Here is a 21,471-nt window from a genome sequence, read left to right on the forward strand (position 1 = left end):
TCTTAAGCGGTCGGCTGCGCGCGGCAGGCGAGAAAACCGCGCTCAAGGGACACCCGGTCAAGGTGCCTGCCGATAAACACAAGTCTGCTGACATGAGGCGGCTGCTTGCGCCAGCGCCCGATGAAATCGCCTTCCAGCAGCATGTGAACAGCCTGGAGCACAAGTTTGCGGTCTGAACCTTCCGCCCAGACGATACCCTTGGTACGCAGGATGTTTTCGCCCTGCACCGACAGGAGCCCGGTCAGCCAGCGCTCCACCGCGCCGGCGTCGAACGGTCCGTCGAAACGCAGCGAAACGGAGCCGATATCGTCCGTATGGCCATGGAAATGATCATGGCGGTCGTGCCCGGCCGTGTCTGTCAAGTGATCGGTGATGCGCTCCAGATCGAAGCCATGGCTGTCGAACACAAGTGAAGGATCCGCCTGTCCCCGATCGATCCGGCGGATCGGCGCGAAGGGGTTTATCCCGCTGATGACCGCCTCCAGTCCGTCGGGGTCCGCGGCCTCCGAGATCTTGTTCAACAGGATGATGCTGGCGAGGGCCAGCTGGTCGGCGGCGTCCTGGCTCGATTGGATCTGGCGTTCGATGTTCAGTGCGTCGGCCACCGCCACAACCGCATCGAGACGCAAACGGGCGGCAAGAAGCTGGTCGGCGAAGAAGGTCTGGATGACCGGCGATGGATTGGCGAGTCCCGTCGTTTCGATCACGATTGCCTCCAGGCCCGAAGTGTCGGTCAGGAGGCGGCGAAGGGTGCGGATAAGATCGCCGCGAACCACGCAGCAGATACAGCCGGAACTCAGTTCGATCAGCTCCTCGTCACCGGTCCGGATAAGGTCGCCGTCAATGCCTATCTCACCGAACTCGTTGACGATGACGGCCATTCGGCGGCCTTTTGCATGGCTGAGCAGGTGATTGACGAGTGTCGTCTTTCCCGCGCCGAGATAACCGGTCACCACCGTGACGGGGATCCTGCGATCTTTGGATCCGCCCGGCATCCCGTCACTCCCAGGGCATGAGAGAGACGTGAATCACCTCACCCGAAGCCCCGACGGCCTTGATCGCCTCATGGGTCTTTTGCAGCCCGAACCGGTGGGTGGTGATGAGATCCAGCGGAAACCGGTCCGAGTTGAGCTGCTGAAGGGCGAGTTCGCAGGATTCGTAGTTGTGTCCCCGAGCTGCCTTGATGGTGATGTATTTGTTGGCGATCTTCGCGAGCGGGAAGTTCGGAAACTCGCTGACATCGCCCTGGATCAGCAGCGTGCCGCCTTTGCGCTTCAGCGCCTCGATGCCGAGCAGAACCGGGATGGTGCCGGCGCCCGCCGTGCAGTCGAGGGCAACGTCGACGCCCTCTCCGGAGGTAATCTCCCGGATGCGCTCCAGCGGATCTTCCTCGCTCACGTTGATGACATGGTCGGCGCCGAGCAATCTGGCCGCTTCCAGGCGCCTGGTGTCCTTCGATGTTCCGGTGACGATGATGAGCGATGCGCCTGCCTGCTTGCAGGCGACTACCTGGGAGAGCCCCTGCTGTCCGGGCCCCTGTACCAGAACCCGCGAATTATAGCCGACCTTGCAGTCGAGAAGCGCCCATTGAATGCCGTTCGCCATCGGTGTCACGACGCCCGCCAGTTCGGGTGAAAGACCCTTGGGAATGCGGTGCAGGATCGAGTTCCAGGGCAGATACATGTATTGCGCGAAGCCGCCCCACAGATGCGGCGCTTTGCGGGCCGATGTGTAGCCGAAGCGGATGCCGTCGGGATTCTTGCGCCAGTCGGTCGCCATGCACAGGCGGTAATCGCCGCGATGGCAGTGTTCGCAATTCATGCAGCCGACATAGTGCTCGGCGAACACGAGGTCGCCTTCCTTCAGACCGCGGCGCTTCTGGAAGGTTCTTCCCGCCTTTGCGATGTAGCCGATGTTTTCATGTCCCATGATGACGGGATCGGTGATCGGAGGTTTGGAGTAGAATTTGACGTCCGTGCCGCAGATGCCGGCCACTTCGACCTTGAGCAGAGCACCATCGTCGGGAATGTCCGGCATGGCGAATTCCTGGAATTCGGTCTTTTCAGGGCCGGTACGAACCGCTGCGAGAACTTTCTCCGACATTGACACTTCCCCAATTTCTAATTGACCACCAGTTACCAAAGCGGCAGACTGCATTCAAGAACAAAGTTCCATATAAAGGAACAACGAAGTTTGCAGTGAGGGGAGGAAATGTTCCAGCGGCTTGGTGGCAGAACAAGAAACGTGGCCCATCTGGAACGGATTGAGACCGCGGTTCGCAAGCATTTCTCGCTTGCCGAAAACGATCTTGTTCTCGTCTCCGAGGAGAACCTCCGGGTGCCCGGGTTTCCCGCATGTTGCACGCTTGTGCGGTTCTGGAAGGGACCGGAGAGGCGCTACCGCATCCGCATATTCGAACCGGTCTCGCGGGTCAGCGAGACCGACTTGCCCGTAACCTGGCTCCTGCCAAGCCTGACCGATGACGGAGAGCCCGATTGTTGCTGATCTGGAGACCTGAATGCCCAAGACGCGCCTGACCGCGGTGACCCGCACCCAAGGCAACAACCGCGCTTTAAAGGAAGGCGCGGTTGCTATGCCGGATTTCGAGGTCGATTTCGAGGAAGTCGCTCCCTTGCCGAGGGCCTTTCGAAAGATGGTGCGTGAGGGAGCCTATGACATCAGCGAAATGGCGTTGACGACCTATGTCTGCGCCCGCGCCCATGGCGCGCGCCTGACCGGCATTCCGGTCTTCCTCGTTCGCGATTTCCATCACAAGTCGATGGCCTGGAATCGGGCTGCGAAACGGCCGAACCCAAAGGATCTGGAAGGATGCCGGGTGGGCGTCCAGCGAGGGTATACGGTCACGACCGGCGTATGGGCACGATCGATCCTTGCGGATGAACATGACGTGGATCTCTCGCGCGTAACCTGGGCACGTTCTGACGAGGAGCATGTTCCCGACTATCGCAGGCCGGGAAACGTCGAGGAACTCGGAGGCGAGGGCAGCCTGGAAGAACAGCTCGCACGCGGCGATATTCCGGCCGCTGTCGGTCTTCCCGCGACGGGCGACGCACTGGTGCCGATTGTCGAAAATGCATTCGAGGCCGGCCTGTCCGCGTTAAAATCCCGCGGTCTTTATCCGATCAACCATCTTGTCGTGATCCGCGACGATGTTCTGGCCGCCAATCCGGGGCTCGCCGTGCAGGTGTTCGACGCTTTCTCGAAATCCAAGAAGCTTTATGTCGATGGCCTGAAGGCGGGCCAGGTAACCGAACCGACCCCGGTCGACAAGGTGCATCAGGCCGCGATGACGGTGATGGACGATCCGCTGCCCTATGGCATCGAGCCCAACAAGCGGGTTCTGGACATGTTGATGGCGGCGGCGGTCTCGCAGCGGATCATCGACAATCCTATCCCTCTGGAAGACCTCTTCGCCAGGGACCTCCTCAACCGCATCGGCTAGGGCATATGAGGTTTCTTGCGTTTCAGCCGGCGGTTTTCAGGAAGTCCCGGCGCTTTTCAGGAAGTCGATGAGCCTGGCCGGAGCGTTGGCCTCGGTCTGCTCCGCGACCGGAATATCCCAATAGTCCGCGCCCTTGAGGCATTCCTGCAGGTAGCGGGCGGCGGAAGTCGCATGTGCGGCATCCGCGCCCGGTACGATCAGCGCGGGGATGTCGAGCTGCATGATGTCTTCCGGTTCGGCGCCCGGAGCGGTGTCACGATCGAACATCCCCCGGACCATACCTGCAACGGTCAATAGATAGTTCCTGACATCCAGCGCCGCATAGGCTGCCGCGAAGTCTGCCGAATTGCGGATCGGTGCGCCCCAGGGCCCGCCGCGCGGATCGGCGGAAAAGTTCTTGTCGTGGCTCTTTACCAGATCGACGACCGCCTGAAGGCCGTTTTCCTCCACGAAGGCGAGATGCCGGGCGAAGCGCTGATGACTGGAGATGCGATAGGGAGCTCCACCCACCGGCCAGTAGAGAACCATGGAACGCACCCGTTCCGGCGCCATGACGGCCAGAGCCGTGATCGGGCAGCAGCCCATGCAGCCGCCGATCACATGGGCGCTTTCATGGCCCAGGTGATCGAGAAGCCCCAGTCCCTGTCGGGCGAAATGCTGCCAGGTAATCCTCTCGATCCTGCCGCCGGACTGGCCGTTCTCGCGGCGGTCGAACAGGATGCACTGGAAACAATTTGGCAGGTGATCGAGCAACTTGATGCGCTGGTAGACGCCGAGGTCCGACCACTTCTCGATCCGGGCGTCGAAACCACCTGGCGCGAACATCAGCAGCGGCGGGCCTTCGCCGACAATTTCGTAGCGCGTGGAAATACCGTCGATTTCGGCAAAGGGCATCAGGACCTCCCGGGTTGACCCTTGATCTGGCGAGCGGCACGCACGTCACCCGCACACTCGCTCAGCGCGTCGTGAATGATCCGCGCCACATTGGCATAGCCTGCCGGTTCCGTGTCGAGGGCAGATACGTTGTATCCGACGGCCGCCTGCGCGAGGCGTACGCGCCCGTCAAGCCACGGTCCGCCGCCGAAGCCGCCGATGACCGGAATTTTCACCGCCTCGACCACCTTCGGTCCAGCGACCCGTCCGGAATTGGTGAAGTCGAGCAGCACGGCTCCGGCCGCTTCCAGCATCCTGGCCTCCCCGATCATGCGCTCGGTCATGCCGGCGGGAAGTTCGGCCGCGCTGCCGGCCTGGTTTTCGTAGGCAATACCCACCGACAACGCGGTTTGCGGTGTCAGGCCGAATTGGGCCCACACTGGAACCCCGGCACGGGTCAGCGCTGAAACCGCCTCCGGGTAATCCGCTGCGCCGTCGAGCTTGATCATGTCGACGCCCGCTTCCTTGACGAAGCGGATCGCCGCCCGGACAGCCGCATCGGTGCCCTCCTGCAGGGGCCCGTAAGGGAAGTCGGCGCTGACCAGCGCGCGTTTCACCCCGCGCCGGACGGCCTTGGTGACGATGATCATCTCGTCCATCGTCACTTCGAGCGGATTATCGTGCCCCCACAGGTTCTTGCCGACGGTGTCACCGACCGAAACGATCTCGACACCGGCCCGGTCGGCGATGGCGGCCATATGCGTGTCCCAGGCGACAACGCCGAATATCTTTTCGCCCTTGCGCTTCATTTCGTGCAGCGCGGGGATGGTGACTGCGGTCATTTCATCCTCTTTCGTGGGTCTTTTGATCTAGGGCATCCTGCGTTCAGTGGAACGCAGACAAGATGCTCTACCACTCTAAAATCGATCAACTTTTAGCCTCCAATCGAATCCGGTTGGAGGTCTGTTGATCTAGAAGAATTCGTCGAAATGCATCCGGTCCATCTGCAGGCCCGCCTCGTAGGCGGTCTTTTGAATGGCCGCGGACATGGCTGGAGGACCGGCGAAATAGAGCTCCTGTTCGCACAGGGCCGGGCCCATGGTTTGGGCAATGACATTGGGCAACAGGCCGCTGGGGCCGCTCCAGCCCGTTTCCGCTTCGGACAGCGCGGCCGTAAACCGGATTTTACCTGCCAGCTCCTTGCCGAGAACGGCTTCGGGGTCGAAGAGGTCGGAGCTGGTGCGGGCGCCGTAAAAGAAGTGCAGGGTCTGGTTGTCCAGCATTCCTTGCGCGAGAGCGCCGCGGGCGATTGAAACCATGGGCGAAAGGCCGGAGCCGCCGGCCGCGAGGACGATGTCCCGCTCGCTGTCTGCGCGTAGCCAGGCTGTGCCGTAGGGTCCGTCGATTGTCATTTCATCGCCGGGTGTTGCCTGCTCGAACAGGCAGCCCGTGGCAGCGCCTCCCGGCACGCGTTTGATCATGAAGCTCCAGGTGCCGTCGCCCGCAAGATTTGCCATGGAGTAGGCGCGGCCGCCTTCGACATCCGGTGGTGTGATAAGGGCGTATTGGCCGGGGCGAAAGCCGTCCTGTGCGGGAATGCGGAAGGTGAATTCGTTGATGTCACGCGTAACAGGCGTGATGGAAACGAGTTCGGCTGTCCGTATTTCCGGCCTGTCGCGGCAGACCGTGGACGGATCCTGACGGAACTTGATCGTGCAATCGCTTTTGGGCGCCGCCTGGCAGCCGAGCCAGCGGTTGCGCTTCAGATCGCGTTCGCTCCACGCCGGCGCGTCGGTGCGCTGGTGAAGCACTTCGCCGTCGAGCAGCTCGAACCGGCAATTGCCGCAGGAGCCGACATTGCAGGAGTAGGGCATGCCCAGGCCTGCGCGTAACGCCGCCCGCAGGATGGTGTCACCCTCCCTGCAATCAAAGACCGGCCCGTCTGGATGTATTTTGATCTTGGTCATTAGACTGGCGGTTTCAGGCCTTCCTGGGTCAAACGTAAATCGGAGCGTTTATGTCGTAACCGAGTTTGCGGGAAATCTTCTGGGCGGTCTCCACGGCCAGGGCCGCCAGTTGGGCAAGTTGCCGTTTCCGCAGCCTGATCCTGGGACCGGCGATGCTTACGGTGGCGACGGTGCGCCCCTCGCCATTGAAAATCGGCGCGGCGATGCAACGGGTTCCCTCGTCGCATTCCTCGTCTTCGAACGCGAAACCCTGGCGGCGTACCTTGCCGATCCGCTCACGAAGCTCCGCCTCGTCGGTGACCGTCTTTTCGGTGCGCGCTGCGCGCGGCTGGGAAAAGAACCGGTCAAGGTCCTTCTCGGAAAGCCCGGCCAGCAGGCAAATACCTTCCGCCGTGCAGAAAGCCGGTTTCAACTGGCCGGTGCCGGAGCGCAGGCGCAGGGTTTGCGGACTTTCGAAATCATGCAGGAAGACCACGCTTTGCCGGTCGAGTACGGCGAGACGGACATTTTCCTGGGTAAGGTCGCGGAGCTCGTTGAGATAGAGCTTGGAGTCCGCCGCTACATCGAGCTTGGAGCGGACAAGGGAGCCGAGGCTGAACAATCCGATACCAAGGCTGTAGCGGCCGTTTTCCGGATTCTGATCCAAAAGGCCCTCTTCCAGAAGACTGCCGGTCAGCCGGTGGACGGTGCTCTTGGCGACACCGAGCCTTTTGGCGAGTTCGCTGATGCCCAGTTCCGTGTCGTTTTCGCTGAAGGTCTTGAGCAAATGAATTGCGGTGGTGACCGACGAGAGCCGTGACAAATCCCGGCGGGGATTCCTGTTCGGTTCCTGACGGGTCGGGTGGGGAGTTTCTTCGGACATGCTTTGATACGTTCCGCTCAATAGAACTGCGTTCGTTTGCCGCAGCAATTGTCCAGAACTGTTAATCACCGGCCCCTCCCTGGTCAATGCTCATGGCCGTGCGGGCCATGATCGTGATCGTGGTTGTGATCGTCATGGTGATGTCCGCCGTGCGGCTGGAAATGAATACGTTCCTGGCGGCGCGGGCCGCGGGGATCCTCCTTGAAAAGCAGGGACTTCACCGTCACCGGGACTGTGAAGGACGGTAAGCGGATCTTGCCCAGATCGATGTAGTCGAAATCGCGCAGCGAAATTCCGTCGAGGACCAGAAGGTCATTGGCGAGGCCGATTTCGTTGCGAAGAATGCCACCGAGCGTCAGGGCAATATCGCCGTCGATCATGATATGGATCGGGTGGCCGGCTTTGATTCGCGCCTGCAGGGCCTGCACGATGCCGTCCGCAAGCGTTCGAATGACCGGGTAATCGGGGGGCAGGCGGAACTCATAGGCGAGAACCACTTCATCCGTTTCCGGATCGAGATCGAACGCCTCGAAATGCTCCACCGTCAGGCGGGCGATCTCGGCGGCTTCCGGCCGGGACGCCAGGTTCACGTCGGGCTTGAGGACTTGCATGTTGCGCCGGGGCAGGAGGCGGCCGGGAGACGTAATGGTCGAGGTCTGTCCGCTCAACTGGACGGAATATTCCGATGCGCCCAGTGCGGTCGCGCGGATGCAGGCGGCGGCGGGAAGCACGGGGACGCCGAACAGGCCGCGCTCGCCGCGCTCTTTCAGGCTTTTGCCCAGGTGAAATCCGAGATCGCCGAAATCGCGCGTCTCGCGCCCGGCGACATATTCGCCGACACCGCCCGAAATTATAATGCCGTCCAGATGTCCGGGGTCTTCGGGAATATCCGTGAGAAACAGTTCCGCGACCTGAGCCGGCAGAGGACGCTCGGCAAGCGCGGCGGTCAGGAGATCCGCCATGTGCTCGGCGATCCGGCGAATCGTATCGCCGGAGCAGGCATCGCCGACCGCCAGATCGAATCCGGCCGCGCGCGCGTGATGCCGCCCCGCGGGTTCCGCGCGGACGACCCGCCCCTCGTCCGTGGCGATCAACCGTCCGCCAACGTGCAGGGCCGCGGTCCAGCGGATGTGGCCCTCCTCGCAAAGAGCGAGCTTCGTCGTGCCGCCGCCGATGTCGACGTTCAGGATGCGGATCTTGTCTTCGTGGCTTTTCTTAGCGGCGCCTGAGCCATAGGCCGCAAGCATCGCCTCCATGTGATTGCCCGCTGTCGCCGTGACGAAATCGCCACCCTTTTCGGCGACGACCGCGGCAATCGCTTCGGCATTTTCCCGGCGCAGCGCCTCGCCGGTCAGGATAACCACACCGGTGTCGATGTCGCTCGGCCTGATCCCGGCATCGTTGTAGGCATTGTCGATGATGTGGCCGAGCGCTTGCGCGTCGATCCGGGTTTCACTTGCAAAAGGCGTGAAGCTGACCGGGGACTCGTAGGCAGTCTTGCGGTCGACGATGACATAGCGCGACGCGAGGCTTTCCGCCAATCGCTGCAGGTGGATGGTGGAAAAGATCACCTGGGTTCCCGCCGAGCCGATGTCGATGCCCACGGAAGTCAGCGAGACGTTGTCACGTTGCCAGATCGGATTGTCTTCCAGAGGTCCCGGATCGATGTCGTCATGGTCGTGATCGGCGTCCCCGTCATGCTCATGGGCGTAGAAGTCGCCGAACATGTGGTCGTCGATCGAGTGGCGTTTCGGGATCTTCTCATCCGTCATCAAGTGTTCCTCTATATGGACCGCCGGTCCATTGACGGGACCATACCGTCTGTCGTATCGTTTCCGCAACCAAAAAAGACGCAGCCCGGATTCGTGGGCTCGGGGTGAAAGGAAGTGTCAATGAACGCACAGGCGATTGTTTCTGAAAAACTCGCTGCAAAATTCAGTACCGAGAAGGAGACGCCCTATACGCGGTTCATCGCCGCGGAGGGTCTGGAGATCATCAACGGCAATTACGTGCCGAGCCTGCACGAGGTCGAGCTGAAACCATGGGCACGGCGTGGCGGCAGTGCGGTCTTCCTCAATCACGATGCCAGCCGCACCTCGAACGACTGCTACGTTCTGGAAATTCCGGCGGGCGGCAAACTCAATCCCCATCGCCAGTTGTTCGAGGAGACGGTGCTGATCCTGTCCGGCCGCGGTTCAACCGTGGTCTGGGACGACAAGGGCAACCAGGTGAGCTTCGAATGGGGACCGGGGGCGATTTTCGGCATTCCGCTCAATGCGAACCATCAGCATTTCAACGGGTCGGGCACCGAGCCCGCGCGCTATGTCGCCGTGACCAACATGCCGCCCGTCATGAATATCTATGAAGCGCCGGAGTTCATCTTCGACACGGAGTATGATTTCGAGGGCCGGTTCAACGGAGAGCCGGACTACTTCGCCGATCAGGGCGAGCAGAACGGTCTGATGATGGAGACAAACTTCGTTGCCGACGCGGTCAACCTGCCGCTCATCGCAGCGAAGGAACGCGGCGCGGGAGGAGGGCATATCCGCTTCCAGCTCGCCAAATGCTCCATGAACAGCCATATCAGCCAGTTTCCGGTCGGCACCTACAAGAAGTGCCACCGCCATGGCCCCGGTGCGCATGTCATCATTCTGTCCGGCGAGGGATACAGCCTGATGTGGCCGGAAGGTGAGGAGCCGATGCGTTATGAGTGGAAGCCGGGCTCGATGATCGTTCCGCCGAACATGTGGTACCACCAGCATTTCAATACCGGGACAACGCCCGCGCGTTACCTGGCTTTCAAATACGAGGGCGTGGCGATCCGCAATGCCCAGGGGGTGCCGAAAGCCTGGATCAGCCAGCGCATCGGCGGAGACCAGATCGATTACGCAGACGAAAGCGAACTGGTGCGGACCATGTTCGCCGATGCGCTCACCAGAAACGGGCTGGAGCCGAAGATGGACGAGGCCTACAGGGCCGAAGTCGCTGATCTGCCACCGAAAAAGTAGGTAATTTCAATCTGCCCGGCCGGATGGGGCGGTCGAGGACAAGGATTAAGAATAAGAACCGCGCGGAACAGCGGTAAATTCGGAGGAAAGCCAATGCTTCGCAAGGAATACAATGATCTTCTGACGCAGACCGATCCCGGCACCTCGATGGGCGACATGTTCCGGCAATACTGGGTTCCAGCCCTGCTTGCCAGTGAACTGGCGGAAAACGACTGCGACCCTGTCCGCGTAAAGCTTTTGGGAGAACGGTTGATCGCATTCAGGGACACCGAGGGCCGCTACGGTCTGATGGATGAATTCTGTGCCCACCGCGGCGTGTCGCTCTGGTTCGGACGAAATGAGGAAGGCGGCTTGCGCTGCCCCTACCATGGCTGGAAATACGATCATACCGGCCAGTGTATAGAGGTGCCTTCGGAATCGGCGGAAAGCGGCTTCTGTCAGAAGGTCAAGTTGCGCTCCTATCCGCTGATCAAGGTCGGTGACGTCCTGTGGACCCATATGGGCAGTGAGGAAAACCGTCCGCCGGAACCTGCCTGGGAATTCGCCAATTTGCCGCCGGAACAGACCTATACCTCCAAGCGCTGGCAGGAATGCAACTGGCTGCAGGCCATGGAGGGCGGCATCGATTCCAGCCATGTGTCCTTCCTGCATTCCGGCAGCCTGAAAACGGATCCGCTGTTCAAGGGCGCCAAGGGCAACCAGTATAACCAGAATGACAAGAAGCCGGTCTTCGAAGTTGTCGAATCCGACGGCGGTCTTTATATCGGCGCGCGCCGCATGGCGGAGGACGATCATTACTACTGGCGCATCACGCCGTGGGTCATGCCATCCTTCACGATGGTTCCACCGCGCGGCGACCATCCGGTCCATGGACATTTCTGGATACCGATCGACGATGAAAACTGCTGGGCCTGGTCCTTCGACTATCACCCGACCCGGGCGCTGACGGACAAGGAGCGCCAGGCGATGATCGACGGTTACGGCGTTCACAATCAATATGTGCCGGGCACCTTCCGGCCGCGCCAGAACAAGGATAATGACTATCTCATGGACCGTGAGGCGCAAAGGCGGGGTGAAACCTATTCCGGCATCTGGGGTATCGCCATGCAGGATGCCAGTCTGCAGGAAAGCATGGGTCCGATCGTCGACCGGACCAAGGAAAACCTTGTTTCCACCGATAACGGCATCATCATGGCCCGGCACCGGCTTCGCAAGGCCTGCGAGGCCTTGCGGGACAAGGGGATTCAGCCTCCGGGCCTTGTCCCCGAACATCAGCAGGTCCGGTCCGCAGCCAGGGTGCTTCCACCCGACCAGCCGTTCAAGGACGCGATGAAGGACGATCTGACAGTGCGGCCGGGCGTCAAGCAGACATCGGTATAGGATGATGGATCTGAAAGAGGTTTTCTTCGACCCGAACCACCCGACGCTCCTGGGCAGCTGTGCCCGGGCAGCGACGGCTGAAGAAGCGCGGTTCCGCGTTCAATATCCAAACTCGCGAACACGCAGCTCCCGCATCTTCGCCCTCGACGCCGGTGCGGCCGAAGCGATGTACGCCATTACCGAAGACCCCTGGAACGGCGCTCATTTCCTGACGCTTGTCGACCGCGGGCCTGTGGATCCGGCAACGACCGACGCCCGGGATCTGCCGCTTGCCCACCCTGACGGGACGTCGGCGGATCTGACCGAAGAGACCGACGGAGCCGACGTGGTGGTGCTGCTTGCCACCAGCGGCGACAACGAGGGCGCGGCGGAAGTGATCGCGCGCGAAGCGTTTCACCGGCACATCATGTGCGCCGGTCTCGCGCTGGGCTCGGGGAAAAGCGATGCCTCGGTCGACAGGGTTGTAAATTCCATGCGGCGGTTCGCCACCGTGCTGGTCGTTGCCAGGGACAATGACTACATACCCGCCATGCTGACGGCATTGCGGGCATGAGTGCGGCCCGGTTTTCGTTCCTGGTTCTCGGAATTTTTCTGGCGGTGGCCGGAGGACTTGCCGGAGGGCTCGGTGGCGGCCTTGCCGGCGGGGCGGGCTTTCTGTCGCTCGGTTTCGCGATCGGCATGGCGCATGCGCTTGAAGCCGATCATCTCGCCGCGGTGGCAACGATGTTCGACCGGGGCAGGGGGCTGCTGCCCCTGATGAAACGCGGAGCGGTCTGGGGCCTTGGTCACACACTAAGCCTCTTCCTGATCTGCGGAACGGTGCTGGCGCTCGGGCTGACAATTTCCGGCCGCGTCGAAGCGTCCCTGGAACTTGCCGTGGGCGTGATGATCGTGATCCTCGGCTTGCGTGTCTTCTGGAAACTCCTGAGGGCGCGCATTCACATCCACGTGCACACACACGGCGGCCTTCGTCACACGCATGCTCATTCCCATGCGCTGGACCGCGAGGCTCATGGTCAGTCCGCGCACCAGCACGGTCATGCCCCGATGCGGTCATATCTTCCTGTGCTGGGCATAGGACTCCTGCATGGCGCGGCCGGTTCCGCGGGTCTGCTGGTTCTGACGGTTGCGACAACCGAGAGTTTCGCAGAGGCCGTTTCCTATTTCGCGCTTTTCGGAGTGGGGTCGCTTGCCGGCATGGCCGCCTTGAGCGCGCTTGCCAGCGTGCCGCTGCGTTTTGTCGACCGTGGCGCTTCATGGATGAAGACAGCCACGGCGGCCAGTATCGGTATTCTTGCCATCTGGGTTGGCGGGTCCTTGGCACTGGGCAGCGTTCAGGCGCTCCAGGCGGCGGGTCTGTGAATTCGTTTTTAAAGTGTCGAAGCATCTTGTCTGCGTTCAACTCAACGCGGGATGCGCTAGGAGGGTGCACCAATGTGCGGAGAAATCGATGAGCAGGTTACCGTCGGCCAGGACCTGCTTGAACATTTGCGCGTGATCGGCCGCCTCCTGGAACTCAAACCCGGCGAGAGGGCCACTACCGTCCCCAAAGGCCTGGACGAAGCGTCCGGCCGGGCCGCATATATGGAAGAAATCTTCCGGTCAGGAATGGCCGGGGCGCTCGCCGGTATCGCCGCGGCGGAGGAGGGCGAGGTGGTGGATGCGCTCGCCAGCCAGGCAATCGCGCTGGGCCGTCTGGCGGGATTTCTGGCGGGTCAGTTACCGCCGGAAGCCGATTTGTTTCGCGGCGTGATCGAGGCCGTGACCGCCGGCCACAATGAACCGCGCGAAATCGCCGACGCGCATCGCCGGTCCGCGGATCATCATCACCATGACCAGGGTCACATCCACGGCCATGATCACGATCATCATCATTGAGGCGGGACCAAAGCCATGCGCCCGTTTGACTTTTTACGAGATCGGGACTGGCGCAACGCGGTTTTGAAGGACGGTTTCGGCGTCGGCTTCTGGGTGTTCGTGGGCGTGGCGGTGCTGGCTGGCCTTGCCTGCTATGTCCTGAAGGGGCCGGAAGCGTTTCACCATGCGCTGGTGCGCGATATCGAACTTGTTTTCGGCCTCGTTCCCCGCGTGTTCGTGGCGGTCTCGATCGCTGCGGTAATCTGGTTCCTCCTGCCTCGTGAACGGTTGTCCGGTCTGGTCGGCAAGGAAAGCGGGATCCGGGGTCTCGTGGTTGCGACCCTTGCCGGAGCCGTGACGCCGGGCGGGCCCGCATCAGCCTATTCCCTGCTTACCGTTCTGGCGACTTCCGGTGCGGACCGGGGAGCGGCTGTTGCCTATATCACTGCCTGGGCGACACTCGGATTGCAGCGTGTGCTCGTCTGGGATGTGCCTTTCATGGGGGCGGAATTCGCCATCTTGCGTATTATGATCACCATACCCCTGCCGATCGTTGCCGGCCTGATCGCGCGCCGGTTGCCGCTGACGCTGGTCGTCAAGGACGAGAATGAAAAACAGGAGGAGGTTGATACCAACCTCCATAAATAGGTTCTTATTTATTGAGGTTGGTATAAGCCATGAACATCGGTTTTATCGTCCTTCTGGCCCTTCTCGCCGGGCTGATCGTGATCGCCGTATACAAGGAACTGGACTTCGGCCCGATCCTGAAACGGCTTTTCGAGCAGTTCATAAAACTCTTTCCCCGCATGATCAGCGCGCTGGCCGCGGCCGGCTTTATCGCCGAACTGATACCCAAGGAGGCGATTTCGGGATATCTGGGCGCCGACGCCGGATTGCTGGCTTTGCCCGTCGCGGCCGTGACCGGCCTTATGGTGCCGGCCGGACCGGTGATCGCGTTCGCCATCGCGGCAATCTTTGCCAAGTCCGGCGCCTCGACAGCGGCACTGGTTACGTTCATTACCTCCTGGAGTGTATTCGCCGCACACAGAATCATGATCTATGAGCTTCCTCTTCTTGGCGGCTCGTTCCTCCGTTTGCGGGTGTCTTCTGTCCTGGTGATCCCGTTTCTCGCGGGTGGGCTCGCTTTCCTGGTCGGGCTGGTATTTTCCTTCGGCGGCGCGGTGCCGATGAACTGACGTTTCCGCGCGTTATTCGGAGAACATGCATGACTGGTGAGACGCGCGCTCCCGGGTGGCGGAACAGTCATTCGCACGGAAAGGTCGACCGCGTTGACTAGCAACAATTCACCAATCGGTGGCAGCAGATTCGCGATCTTCAGATACCCCGGTTTTCGCCGCTACTGGATTGCGATTGTCCTCATAGGGTTTGCCCTTCAGATCCAGACGGTGGCGGTCGGCTGGCAGGTCTACGAAATGACGCGCAGCGCGTTCAATCTCGGGCTGGTCGGCCTGTCCCAGTTCCTTCCCGCACTCGGGCTTGTTCTTGTAACGGGCGCGGTCGCCGACCGGCTGCCGCGCAAGCGTATTCTGATTACCTGTCTGCTTGTCGAGGCGGTCTGTGCGGCCGGACTGATGGTCATGACCCTTCCGGGGTTTGAAAGCATATTGCCGATTTTCGGATTGCTGATGATTTTTGGAGCCGCGCGCGCCTTCTACAATCCGGCCCGTCAGGCGATCGTTCCCAATCTTGTGCCCGAGAACCAGTTGCCGAACGCGATCGCCGTCAACACGACGGCCAACCAGTTCGCGACGATTTGCGGTCCCGTCGCGGGAGGGCTTCTCTACGGTGTTCAGCCGGGTGCTGCGTATGGGGCGACATTGGGGCTGCTTCTAGCGGCCGCTGTTCTAGTGTTCTCGATCCCCAATCCCGAACAGCAAAGGGCGCGGGGTCATACGACCTGGGCAACGATCAGTGCCGGGTTCAGCTATATCCTGTCGGAGAAGGTGGTCCTCGGCGCGATTTCTCTCGACCTGTTCGCGGTATTGCTTGGCGGCGCGGTGGCGCTGTTGCCGATCTACGCGCATGACATTCTGCATGTGGGGCCGTCCGGCCTCGGGTTCCTGCGATCCGCCCAGGCGGTCGGGGCAATTTCCATGGGCGCTTTGCTGATCTGGCGGCCGGTCTCGAACCATGCCGGACGGATCATGTTTGCCGCCGTCTTCGCATTCGGGCTGTTCACGCTCGTTTTTGCGGTCTCCGAGACGCTGTGGATTTCAGTCTTCGCCCTTGCGCTCATGGGAGGGGCGGACATGGTCAGCGTCTATATACGCGGTACGCTGATCCAGCTCTGGACGCCGGATGAACTGCGCGGCCGGGTGAACGCCGTCAACCAGGTTTTCATCGGCGCGTCCAACGAACTGGGCGGTTTTCGCGCCGGAACCACGACGGCCCTGATCGGACCCGTGGCGGCGGTACTGGCGGGTGGTATCGGCACCCTGGCGGTGGCAGGGCTGTGGATGCGCGGATTTCCGCAACTGCGCCACGTCAAGCACCTGACGCGATCCTGAAAAAGGCACAGGGCGTGGTAAAACGCCCTGTGCCTTGGGGAAACGTGTTGTCGCGGCCGGCGGCTCGACGCCGGGCTCCGCATGCCGGGCCGAAGACGGCTTTCAGCCTGGCCCCTCACTCGTCAGCGGGCGGCACCCAGACATTCTCAAAACCTTCGGCGGGCTCGAGCTGGTCGAACCAGTCGAGGCCAAGGGCTTTCATGACGCGGCTGTTGCAGACGACGATACGGGCTTCGATGCCGGAGGTGTTGAAGCGCTTGTGCGCGACATAGGGCGGCACATAGATGAAGTCGCCGGGTCCCCAGTCGTAGCGCTTGGGGGTCGTGTCCCAGGTCCATTCGAATTCGACCTTGCATTCGAATTGCACATCGTAGTGAAGGTCGTGACCCGTGCCCTCGATGACGAAGGCGATTTCCTCCGTCAGATGGCGGCTCGTTCCGGTCGCCTTGCCGGCCTCGATGAACTGCATGTAGATGTCAATGCAGCATTCCTTGGTGTCCATCCGCTCGTTGACAATGTGCTTGATCAGCCCGTCCGCCGATCGTTCCATCGGCATCTGGTCCCACTTCACCACGTTGAGACGATCTTTGTACTCACGGCGGAAGCGTTGCGAAGCCTCCAGGGCATCCTTGTAGAAGGAAACCTCCGGTGCGCCCATCCTGGCGCGCTGACGTTCCACGGCATCCGTGAACGTGCTTGGATCCATACTCATCTGAAGTCCCCTCTCAAACGTTCTCCGGCGGTGTGTAGTCCTCGTGCCCCGGTACCGGTTTTTCGGGCGGATACTGCACCATCTTCTGGAAGATCATGTGCATGAACAGGAATAGCGGCTTGGCCTTCAGAACCAGGATCAGGCCTTCTTCGTCGCTGTCGTTCAAATGCTGGTGCACGCAGGCGTTCTCGACGATAAGCGCGTCGCCAGTCTCCCAGTCGATGCGCCGGCCATCGTGAACGTCGTGGCCCTTGCCCTTGAGCACGAGGAACACCGCGGAGTTCATGTGGCCGTGGGTCTGGCCATATCCCTTTGGCGAAAACACCTCCACATGGGCTTCGATCGACTGGGCGATGCGGTTGGCCTGGGGGTTGATGACCTTCTTGCCGTAATGCTGCGGTCCGCCCTTCCATTTCAGATCCGAGGTCCGGTAGACCCGCGGCTGAGAATAGAGCTCTTCCTTCAACTGGCCATAAGTGCCTTCCAGCGCCCGGACGAAGGTGCGTTTCTTCGTCCAGCGCTCCCAGACGACCTTGTCGCGGTTTTCGCTGTTGTGGCCTAAGCCGCCTTCCATCGCGGAGTCATCTGACATCCGGTATTCCTCCCTGGTGCGAGACCTCAGGCGGTGACAGTACAAACCTCAGCCATTCCCGTCAACGGCACGGCGTTCCATATAAAGGAACATCACGAATTTTCTGTGACGTCACTCAGGCTGCGCGCGGTGATCGGCTGGCCCAGGTATTCGGCCTCCTCGCCGTAAAGCAGGGCGTGGACCCTGTCCGGCCCGAGCCGCTTGACAAGCTGATCGACCATGCCGAACAGAGGCAGGGCGAGGCCCGCCGACTGGCTGACATCGAGCGCAAGGTCCATGTCCTTTTCGTGCCAGGTAAAGCGGGTCGTGTCCCATCGCTCCAGCGTGGTGTTGCGGGCCGGGCATTTCAGCAGCGTTTCACGCATGGTCTGAGCATTGATGCCGCAGGACCTGGCGAGCGCCAGAACCTCGTAATTCGCGACGCAGGCGGCCCAGTGCATCATGTTGTTGCAGGCCTTGCCGAGCTGGCCGCAACCGATGTCCCCCAGATGCTCAACGCTGCGGCTGTAGGTCATCAGAACCGGGCGGACTTTCTCGACATCCTCCACGGTGCCGCCGCAGAGCGAAACCAGGTTACCGTCTTCCGCGCCCTTGCGTCCATAACAGACAGGCGCATCGACCAGGCCGACATTCTTCTCCCTGCAGGCCTGGGCAAGCCCGATCATGGTCTTCGGATGATTTGTGGCGGCGACCACAATGACGCTGCCCGGTGGCTTTCCCGATGCAAGCAAGGTCTGAACGACCGCCTCACTCTGCGCGTCGGAGGCGACCATAACGATGATCACCTCGCAGGATTCCGCCAGTTCCTGAAGGCCGGACGCTGCCTTGATTGGGAAGACGGCCGCCTTGTCCAGCGCCTTGGCGTCATTGTCATACACAAGGACGGAAAATCCTTTGCCGGCCGCATGGCCGGCCATGGCGGCCCCCATCGCGCCCACACCCACGAAACCGATCTGCATTGCTTCCTCCATTGTTCTTCTATTTGGAACGATGGTCCATTTTCAGTTTGCGTCAAGCCGAACCCGCCGCTAGGGTGAAAAAAACGGGGAGCTGTCAGCCGCACCGGGCCTACGGCCGCATGGCGTTATCCGCTGGCCTGGTTGCCGATACCCGCGCGCAAGAGGCAGCCGGTCTTCGGGCCCGAAGAGATTTTCCCTGAAAGCAAGACGACCCCCGAAAGCATGACAACCCCCGAAAGCATGACAACCAAGGTGATCATCTGATGAAAAGTCATCCTTCCTCCGGCGGACCTGTTGCTCCGGACACGCTTGCGGATCTGGCCGCTGCCTCGCGCATCCTGGCCGCGCGTGGAGTGGTTGATGGCATGGGGCATGTTTCGCTTCGCCATCCTGCCGCACCGGACCGGTTTCTTATCTCCCGCTCCATGGCACCGGCGCTGGTAACACCCGACGACATAGTGGAGCTCGACCTGAACAGCGAGCCGTGCGATCCGGATGCTCCCGGAAGCTTTCTGGAACGCTTCATTCACGGCGAGATCTACCGCGCCCGTCCGGACGTGATGTCGGTGGTCCATAGCCATTCAGCTTCCGTCATCCCCTTCGGTCTGAGCGGACCGGGGATGCGGGCGATGTATCATAATGCGGCATTCCTTTCCTGCGACGTCCCGGTTTTCGATATTCGCGAGGATTTCGGAACGACGGACATGCTGGTGTGCGACTGCGCGCGCGGCAGCTCGCTCGCCGCGACCCTGGGTGAGCGAAGCGTCGCATTGATGCGGGCGCATGGCTCGGTTGCCTGCGGTCCGACACTGCGGCTTGCCGTGTTCCGGGCTGTCTACACCGAGGTAAATGCGCGTATCCAGCATTGGACCAATGCGCTTGCTTCGGGTGGGGATATCGCAGCGCTCTCGCGCGAGGAAGCCGAGCTTGCCGACGTCGCCAATACGGGTGCCGCCACCCGGTCGTGGGAATTGTGGCGCGCCGAAGTTCATGACCAGACCGGTTGGTGAAGGACAACGATATGAGCGATCTTGAGGAGTTGAAGAAGCAACTGGCACTTTGCCTGCGTATGCTGGAGAAATCGGAGATTATCGATTTCAACGGTCACGCCAGCATCCGCGCAGGTGAGAACAGGATGTTGATCAATGTCGGCTCGGCGCAGCGCAGCCAGTTGACCGCCCGGGACATCTGTCTGGTCGATTTCGACGGCACGGTGATCGAAGGCCATGGCAAGCCGCCGCTGGAATTTCATTTGCATGCCGGCATCTACAAGGCGCGGGCGGACAGTCAGGCTATCGTCCATGCCCATCCAAAATGGTCGACGTTTCTCACGATGACGGGGCACGCCTATCTGCCGGTCTTCGCCCAGGGCACGCTGGTTCATCCGCTGCCGGTGCTGGATACCCCCGATTCCATAAATTCTCCGGAGATGGCCGCGAGACTGACGGCTGTGCTCGGTGACCGGCCGGCAGCGCTGATGAAGTCCCACGGCGCCGTCACGCTTGGGCGGGACATCGTCGAAGCCTTTGTTCTGATCACCTATCTGGAGGAAAACGCCTATCGCCAGTACATGGCGATGCAGGTCGGTACGCCCTACGCTTTCAGCGAGGACGAGCAGCGCCGGTGCCGGGAGAAACTCCGCAATCCGGGGCTCTTTCAGCGGACCTGGAACCATTTTCACGCAAAACTCGAGAGCTGAAGAGGTCCTGGTTCATGGCCGATCCCGATCGCCCCTTTCTCGCCTGCGTCATTGGATGGCCGGTTATGCATTCCCTCTCGCCGCTCATGCACTCCCATTGGATGGAGCAACAGGGGATCAAGGGCGGCTATGTGCCGATCCTGGTTCGCCCGGGCACGCTCGAACCCGCCTTGCGGGCCTTGCATCCCCTTGGCTTTGCCGGCTGCAATCTCACGATTCCGCACAAGCTCGACGCCATGGAGATTGTCGATGAGGTGGATGACGTCGCCCGCAGAATAGGCGCGATCAGCTGTATTGTGGTGCGTGAAGACGGGGCGCTCTTCGGGACCAACAACGACTGGCTCGGATTTCTGGGCAACCTCAAACAATCCGTGCCCGGCTGGCGGGGCGATGCCGGCCCGGCGGTGGTGATCGGGGCGGGGGGCGGCGCGCGGGCGGTCTGCCATGGCCTGCTGCGGGAAGGGGTTCCGGAAATCCGGCTGGTCAACCGGACAGCGGCAAAAGCCGAAAAAGTCGCGGCCGATCTAGGTGGATCGATCCGGGTGCTGCCATGGAAAGATCGTCACATCGCTCTCGAGGGCGCGGCCCTGGCTGTTAACACCACCAGCCTTGGCATGGTCGGCCAGCCGCCACTCGATCTGAAGCTCGATTGTCTTCACGGTGAGGCGGTCGCGGCGGACATTGTCTATACGCCGCTGGAAACGGCTTTCCTTCAGGCCGCAAGGGCGCGCGGCAACCCTATCGTGGACGGTCTGGGAATGTTGATGCATCAGGGGCCGGCAGCCTGGCGGCGATGGTTGGGAGTTGAGCCGCTTGTAACCGATGATCTGCGCCGCGCCCTGGAAGATCGCCTCAAAAGGCATTGACCGGCTTTCCAGGTCAGGCCGATCTTTCTGCCTGCGTTACCTGAAAATTTGCCGACCCTGCCTGCGCGGAGCCGGCAATGCGGAACAAAGACGTTTTACGGTTACTTGCTCGCAGACGTCCCGGAGGCGGCTGCTTTTTTAGGCTTCCGCCCCTTGACCGGTTTGGGATCCGGCCGGTCGTCCTGGGTCGCCAGACGCGCCGCGCGCAGTCTCATGGTTTTTGCATCGCGCAGTTCGGATTCACTCCGCAGCATTTCCTGCGAGATCCGCTTGGTTGTTTCCGCCTTTGATTCTGCAGTCTCACGCCGTGTCTGGCTGAGTTTACCGCTGTTGGTCTCGGTGGACATGGCTTCCGATCCTTTCAAAAGTGCAGAACAAAAAAAAGGCCGGGAAATTTCCCGACCTCTCATCTCATCCCGGTGGTCCGTGCCAGTACATCCGTGGTCACGGACCGGGGATGAGTTATTTAGACTGCCTGCAGGTTGTCAGCAGCGGACTTGCCGGAGCGACGATCCTGGACAACTTCAAAGCTGACTTTCTGGCCTTCGACCAGCGAATGCATGCCAGCGCGTTCAACAGCGGAGATGTGAACGAACACGTCTGCTGCGCCGTCTTCCGGCTGGATGAAGCCAAAGCCTTTGGTGGAGTTGAAGAACTTTACGGTGCCAATGGTCATAACGATTTCCTTTCAATCGGTCATGAGAG

The 21,471-nt window shown here is 61.2% G+C and carries 25 protein-coding genes; 13 read left to right on the forward strand and 12 right to left on the reverse strand.

Translation table 11 applies throughout. From position 1 onward, the window contains the following. Window positions 1-2: 2 nt before the first annotated feature. Window positions 3-995: a CobW family GTP-binding protein gene (locus CLV41_RS04825; RefSeq protein ID WP_103221075.1), complete on the reverse strand. Its 993-nt coding sequence runs from the start codon at window positions 993-995 to the stop codon at window positions 3-5. Window positions 996-999: 4 nt separating this feature from the next. Further along, window positions 1,000-2,103, reverse strand: a complete 1,104-nt coding sequence (locus CLV41_RS04830; protein ID WP_103221076.1) for a zinc-dependent alcohol dehydrogenase — start codon at window positions 2,101-2,103, stop codon at window positions 1,000-1,002. A gap of 108 nt (window positions 2,104-2,211) precedes the next feature. On the opposite strand from CLV41_RS04830, the gene CLV41_RS04835 reads away from it, so the two are divergent. Beyond that, window positions 2,212-2,505 (forward strand): hypothetical protein, encoded by a 294-nt coding sequence (locus tag CLV41_RS04835; RefSeq protein WP_103221077.1) that lies wholly within the window; start codon window positions 2,212-2,214, stop codon window positions 2,503-2,505. A gap of 13 nt (window positions 2,506-2,518) precedes the next feature. Next, entirely contained in the window at window positions 2,519-3,463 is a 945-nt protein-coding gene (locus CLV41_RS04840) for a 4,5-dihydroxyphthalate decarboxylase (RefSeq protein ID WP_103221078.1), read from the forward strand. Window positions 3,464-3,499: 36 nt separating this feature from the next. Here the strand turns inward: CLV41_RS04840 and CLV41_RS04845 are convergent, their stop codons facing one another. The 5 genes from CLV41_RS04845 to CLV41_RS04865 form a co-directional block, all read right to left on the reverse strand. Next, window positions 3,500-4,357 (reverse strand): alpha/beta fold hydrolase, encoded by an 858-nt coding sequence (locus CLV41_RS04845; RefSeq protein WP_103221079.1) that lies wholly within the window; start codon window positions 4,355-4,357, stop codon window positions 3,500-3,502. Continuing rightward, complete coding sequence (locus CLV41_RS04850) at window positions 4,357-5,178, reverse strand: 3-methyl-2-oxobutanoate hydroxymethyltransferase (protein WP_103221080.1); 822 nt, start codon at window positions 5,176-5,178, stop codon at window positions 4,357-4,359. The genes CLV41_RS04845 and CLV41_RS04850 overlap by 1 nt, the downstream gene beginning before the upstream one ends. Window positions 5,179-5,307: 129 nt before the next feature. Beyond that, on the reverse strand, window positions 5,308-6,303 hold the full coding sequence (locus CLV41_RS04855; protein ID WP_103221081.1) for a 2Fe-2S iron-sulfur cluster-binding protein: 996 nt from the start codon (window positions 6,301-6,303) through the stop codon (window positions 5,308-5,310). A 28-nt stretch (window positions 6,304-6,331) separates the two neighbouring features. Then, window positions 6,332-7,165, reverse strand: coding sequence for an IclR family transcriptional regulator (locus CLV41_RS04860; RefSeq protein WP_103221082.1), 834 nt, complete (start codon window positions 7,163-7,165; stop codon window positions 6,332-6,334). Between the two features lie 83 nt (window positions 7,166-7,248). Beyond that, window positions 7,249-8,937 carry an ethanolamine ammonia-lyase reactivating factor EutA gene (locus tag CLV41_RS04865; RefSeq protein ID WP_103221083.1) on the reverse strand — a complete coding sequence of 563 codons (1,689 nt, stop codon included), beginning with the start codon at window positions 8,935-8,937 and terminating at the stop codon, window positions 7,249-7,251. Window positions 8,938-9,057: 120 nt separating this feature from the next. On the opposite strand from CLV41_RS04865, the gene CLV41_RS04870 reads away from it, so the two are divergent. From CLV41_RS04870 to CLV41_RS04905, 8 genes are all read left to right on the forward strand, one after another. Then, window positions 9,058-10,173: a cupin domain-containing protein gene (locus CLV41_RS04870; protein WP_103221084.1), complete on the forward strand. Its 1,116-nt coding sequence runs from the start codon at window positions 9,058-9,060 to the stop codon at window positions 10,171-10,173. Between the two features lie 93 nt (window positions 10,174-10,266). Continuing rightward, entirely contained in the window at window positions 10,267-11,553 is a 1,287-nt protein-coding gene (locus tag CLV41_RS04875; RefSeq protein WP_103221085.1) for an aromatic ring-hydroxylating dioxygenase subunit alpha, read from the forward strand. A gap of 1 nt (window position 11,554) precedes the next feature. Further along, the gene (locus CLV41_RS04880; protein WP_103221086.1) at window positions 11,555-12,106 is read left to right on the forward strand and encodes a hypothetical protein; all 552 of its coding nucleotides are present in this window, start codon (window positions 11,555-11,557) and stop codon (window positions 12,104-12,106) included. Further along, entirely contained in the window at window positions 12,103-12,915 is an 813-nt protein-coding gene (locus CLV41_RS04885) for a hypothetical protein (protein WP_103221087.1), read from the forward strand. The genes CLV41_RS04880 and CLV41_RS04885 overlap by 4 nt, the downstream gene beginning before the upstream one ends. 72 nt (window positions 12,916-12,987) lie before the next feature. Further along, window positions 12,988-13,431 carry a hypothetical protein gene (locus CLV41_RS04890; RefSeq protein WP_103221088.1) on the forward strand — a complete coding sequence of 148 codons (444 nt, stop codon included), beginning with the start codon at window positions 12,988-12,990 and terminating at the stop codon, window positions 13,429-13,431. 15 nt (window positions 13,432-13,446) lie between these two features. After that, window positions 13,447-14,058: a permease gene (locus CLV41_RS04895; protein ID WP_103221089.1), complete on the forward strand. Its 612-nt coding sequence runs from the start codon at window positions 13,447-13,449 to the stop codon at window positions 14,056-14,058. A gap of 29 nt (window positions 14,059-14,087) precedes the next feature. Next, on the forward strand, window positions 14,088-14,606 hold the full coding sequence (locus tag CLV41_RS04900; RefSeq protein WP_103221090.1) for a hypothetical protein: 519 nt from the start codon (window positions 14,088-14,090) through the stop codon (window positions 14,604-14,606). 93 nt (window positions 14,607-14,699) lie between these two features. Further along, window positions 14,700-15,938 (forward strand): MFS transporter, encoded by a 1,239-nt coding sequence (locus CLV41_RS04905; RefSeq protein WP_408013605.1) that lies wholly within the window; start codon window positions 14,700-14,702, stop codon window positions 15,936-15,938. A gap of 115 nt (window positions 15,939-16,053) precedes the next feature. Here the strand turns inward: CLV41_RS04905 and CLV41_RS04910 are convergent, their stop codons facing one another. From CLV41_RS04910 to CLV41_RS04920, 3 genes are all read right to left on the reverse strand, one after another. Further along, a complete protein-coding gene (locus CLV41_RS04910; RefSeq protein WP_103221091.1) occupies window positions 16,054-16,650 on the reverse strand; it encodes a cupin domain-containing protein in 597 nt (198 codons plus the stop codon). 13 nt (window positions 16,651-16,663) lie between these two features. Continuing rightward, window positions 16,664-17,242 carry a cupin domain-containing protein gene (locus tag CLV41_RS04915; RefSeq protein WP_208987274.1) on the reverse strand — a complete coding sequence of 193 codons (579 nt, stop codon included), beginning with the start codon at window positions 17,240-17,242 and terminating at the stop codon, window positions 16,664-16,666. 92 nt (window positions 17,243-17,334) lie between these two features. Continuing rightward, window positions 17,335-18,201 (reverse strand): NAD(P)-dependent oxidoreductase, encoded by an 867-nt coding sequence (locus tag CLV41_RS04920; protein WP_103221551.1) that lies wholly within the window; start codon window positions 18,199-18,201, stop codon window positions 17,335-17,337. Between the two features lie 263 nt (window positions 18,202-18,464). Between CLV41_RS04920 and CLV41_RS04925 the strand changes: the two genes are divergently transcribed. The 3 genes from CLV41_RS04925 to CLV41_RS04935 are packed head-to-tail and all read left to right on the forward strand — an operon-like array spanning window position 18,465 to window position 20,766. Then, window positions 18,465-19,211, forward strand: a complete 747-nt coding sequence (locus CLV41_RS04925; protein ID WP_103221092.1) for a class II aldolase/adducin family protein — start codon at window positions 18,465-18,467, stop codon at window positions 19,209-19,211. 11 nt (window positions 19,212-19,222) lie between these two features. Beyond that, window positions 19,223-19,900: a class II aldolase/adducin family protein gene (locus CLV41_RS04930; RefSeq protein ID WP_103221093.1), complete on the forward strand. Its 678-nt coding sequence runs from the start codon at window positions 19,223-19,225 to the stop codon at window positions 19,898-19,900. A 14-nt stretch (window positions 19,901-19,914) separates the two neighbouring features. Further along, the gene (locus CLV41_RS04935) at window positions 19,915-20,766 is read left to right on the forward strand and encodes a shikimate dehydrogenase (RefSeq protein ID WP_103221094.1); all 852 of its coding nucleotides are present in this window, start codon (window positions 19,915-19,917) and stop codon (window positions 20,764-20,766) included. Window positions 20,767-20,867: 101 nt separating this feature from the next. Here the strand turns inward: CLV41_RS04935 and CLV41_RS04940 are convergent, their stop codons facing one another. Together CLV41_RS04940 and CLV41_RS04945 are read right to left on the reverse strand one after the other, a co-directional pair. Further along, complete coding sequence (locus CLV41_RS04940) at window positions 20,868-21,113, reverse strand: hypothetical protein (RefSeq protein ID WP_146048501.1); 246 nt, start codon at window positions 21,111-21,113, stop codon at window positions 20,868-20,870. Window positions 21,114-21,232: 119 nt separating this feature from the next. Beyond that, window positions 21,233-21,442, reverse strand: coding sequence for a cold-shock protein (locus CLV41_RS04945; protein ID WP_068418285.1), 210 nt, complete (start codon window positions 21,440-21,442; stop codon window positions 21,233-21,235). Window positions 21,443-21,471: the final 29 nt, after the last annotated feature.

The sequence above is a fragment of the Roseibium marinum genome (genome assembly GCF_002906165.1).
Taxonomy (GTDB): domain Bacteria; phylum Pseudomonadota; class Alphaproteobacteria; order Rhizobiales; family Stappiaceae; genus Roseibium; species Roseibium marinum.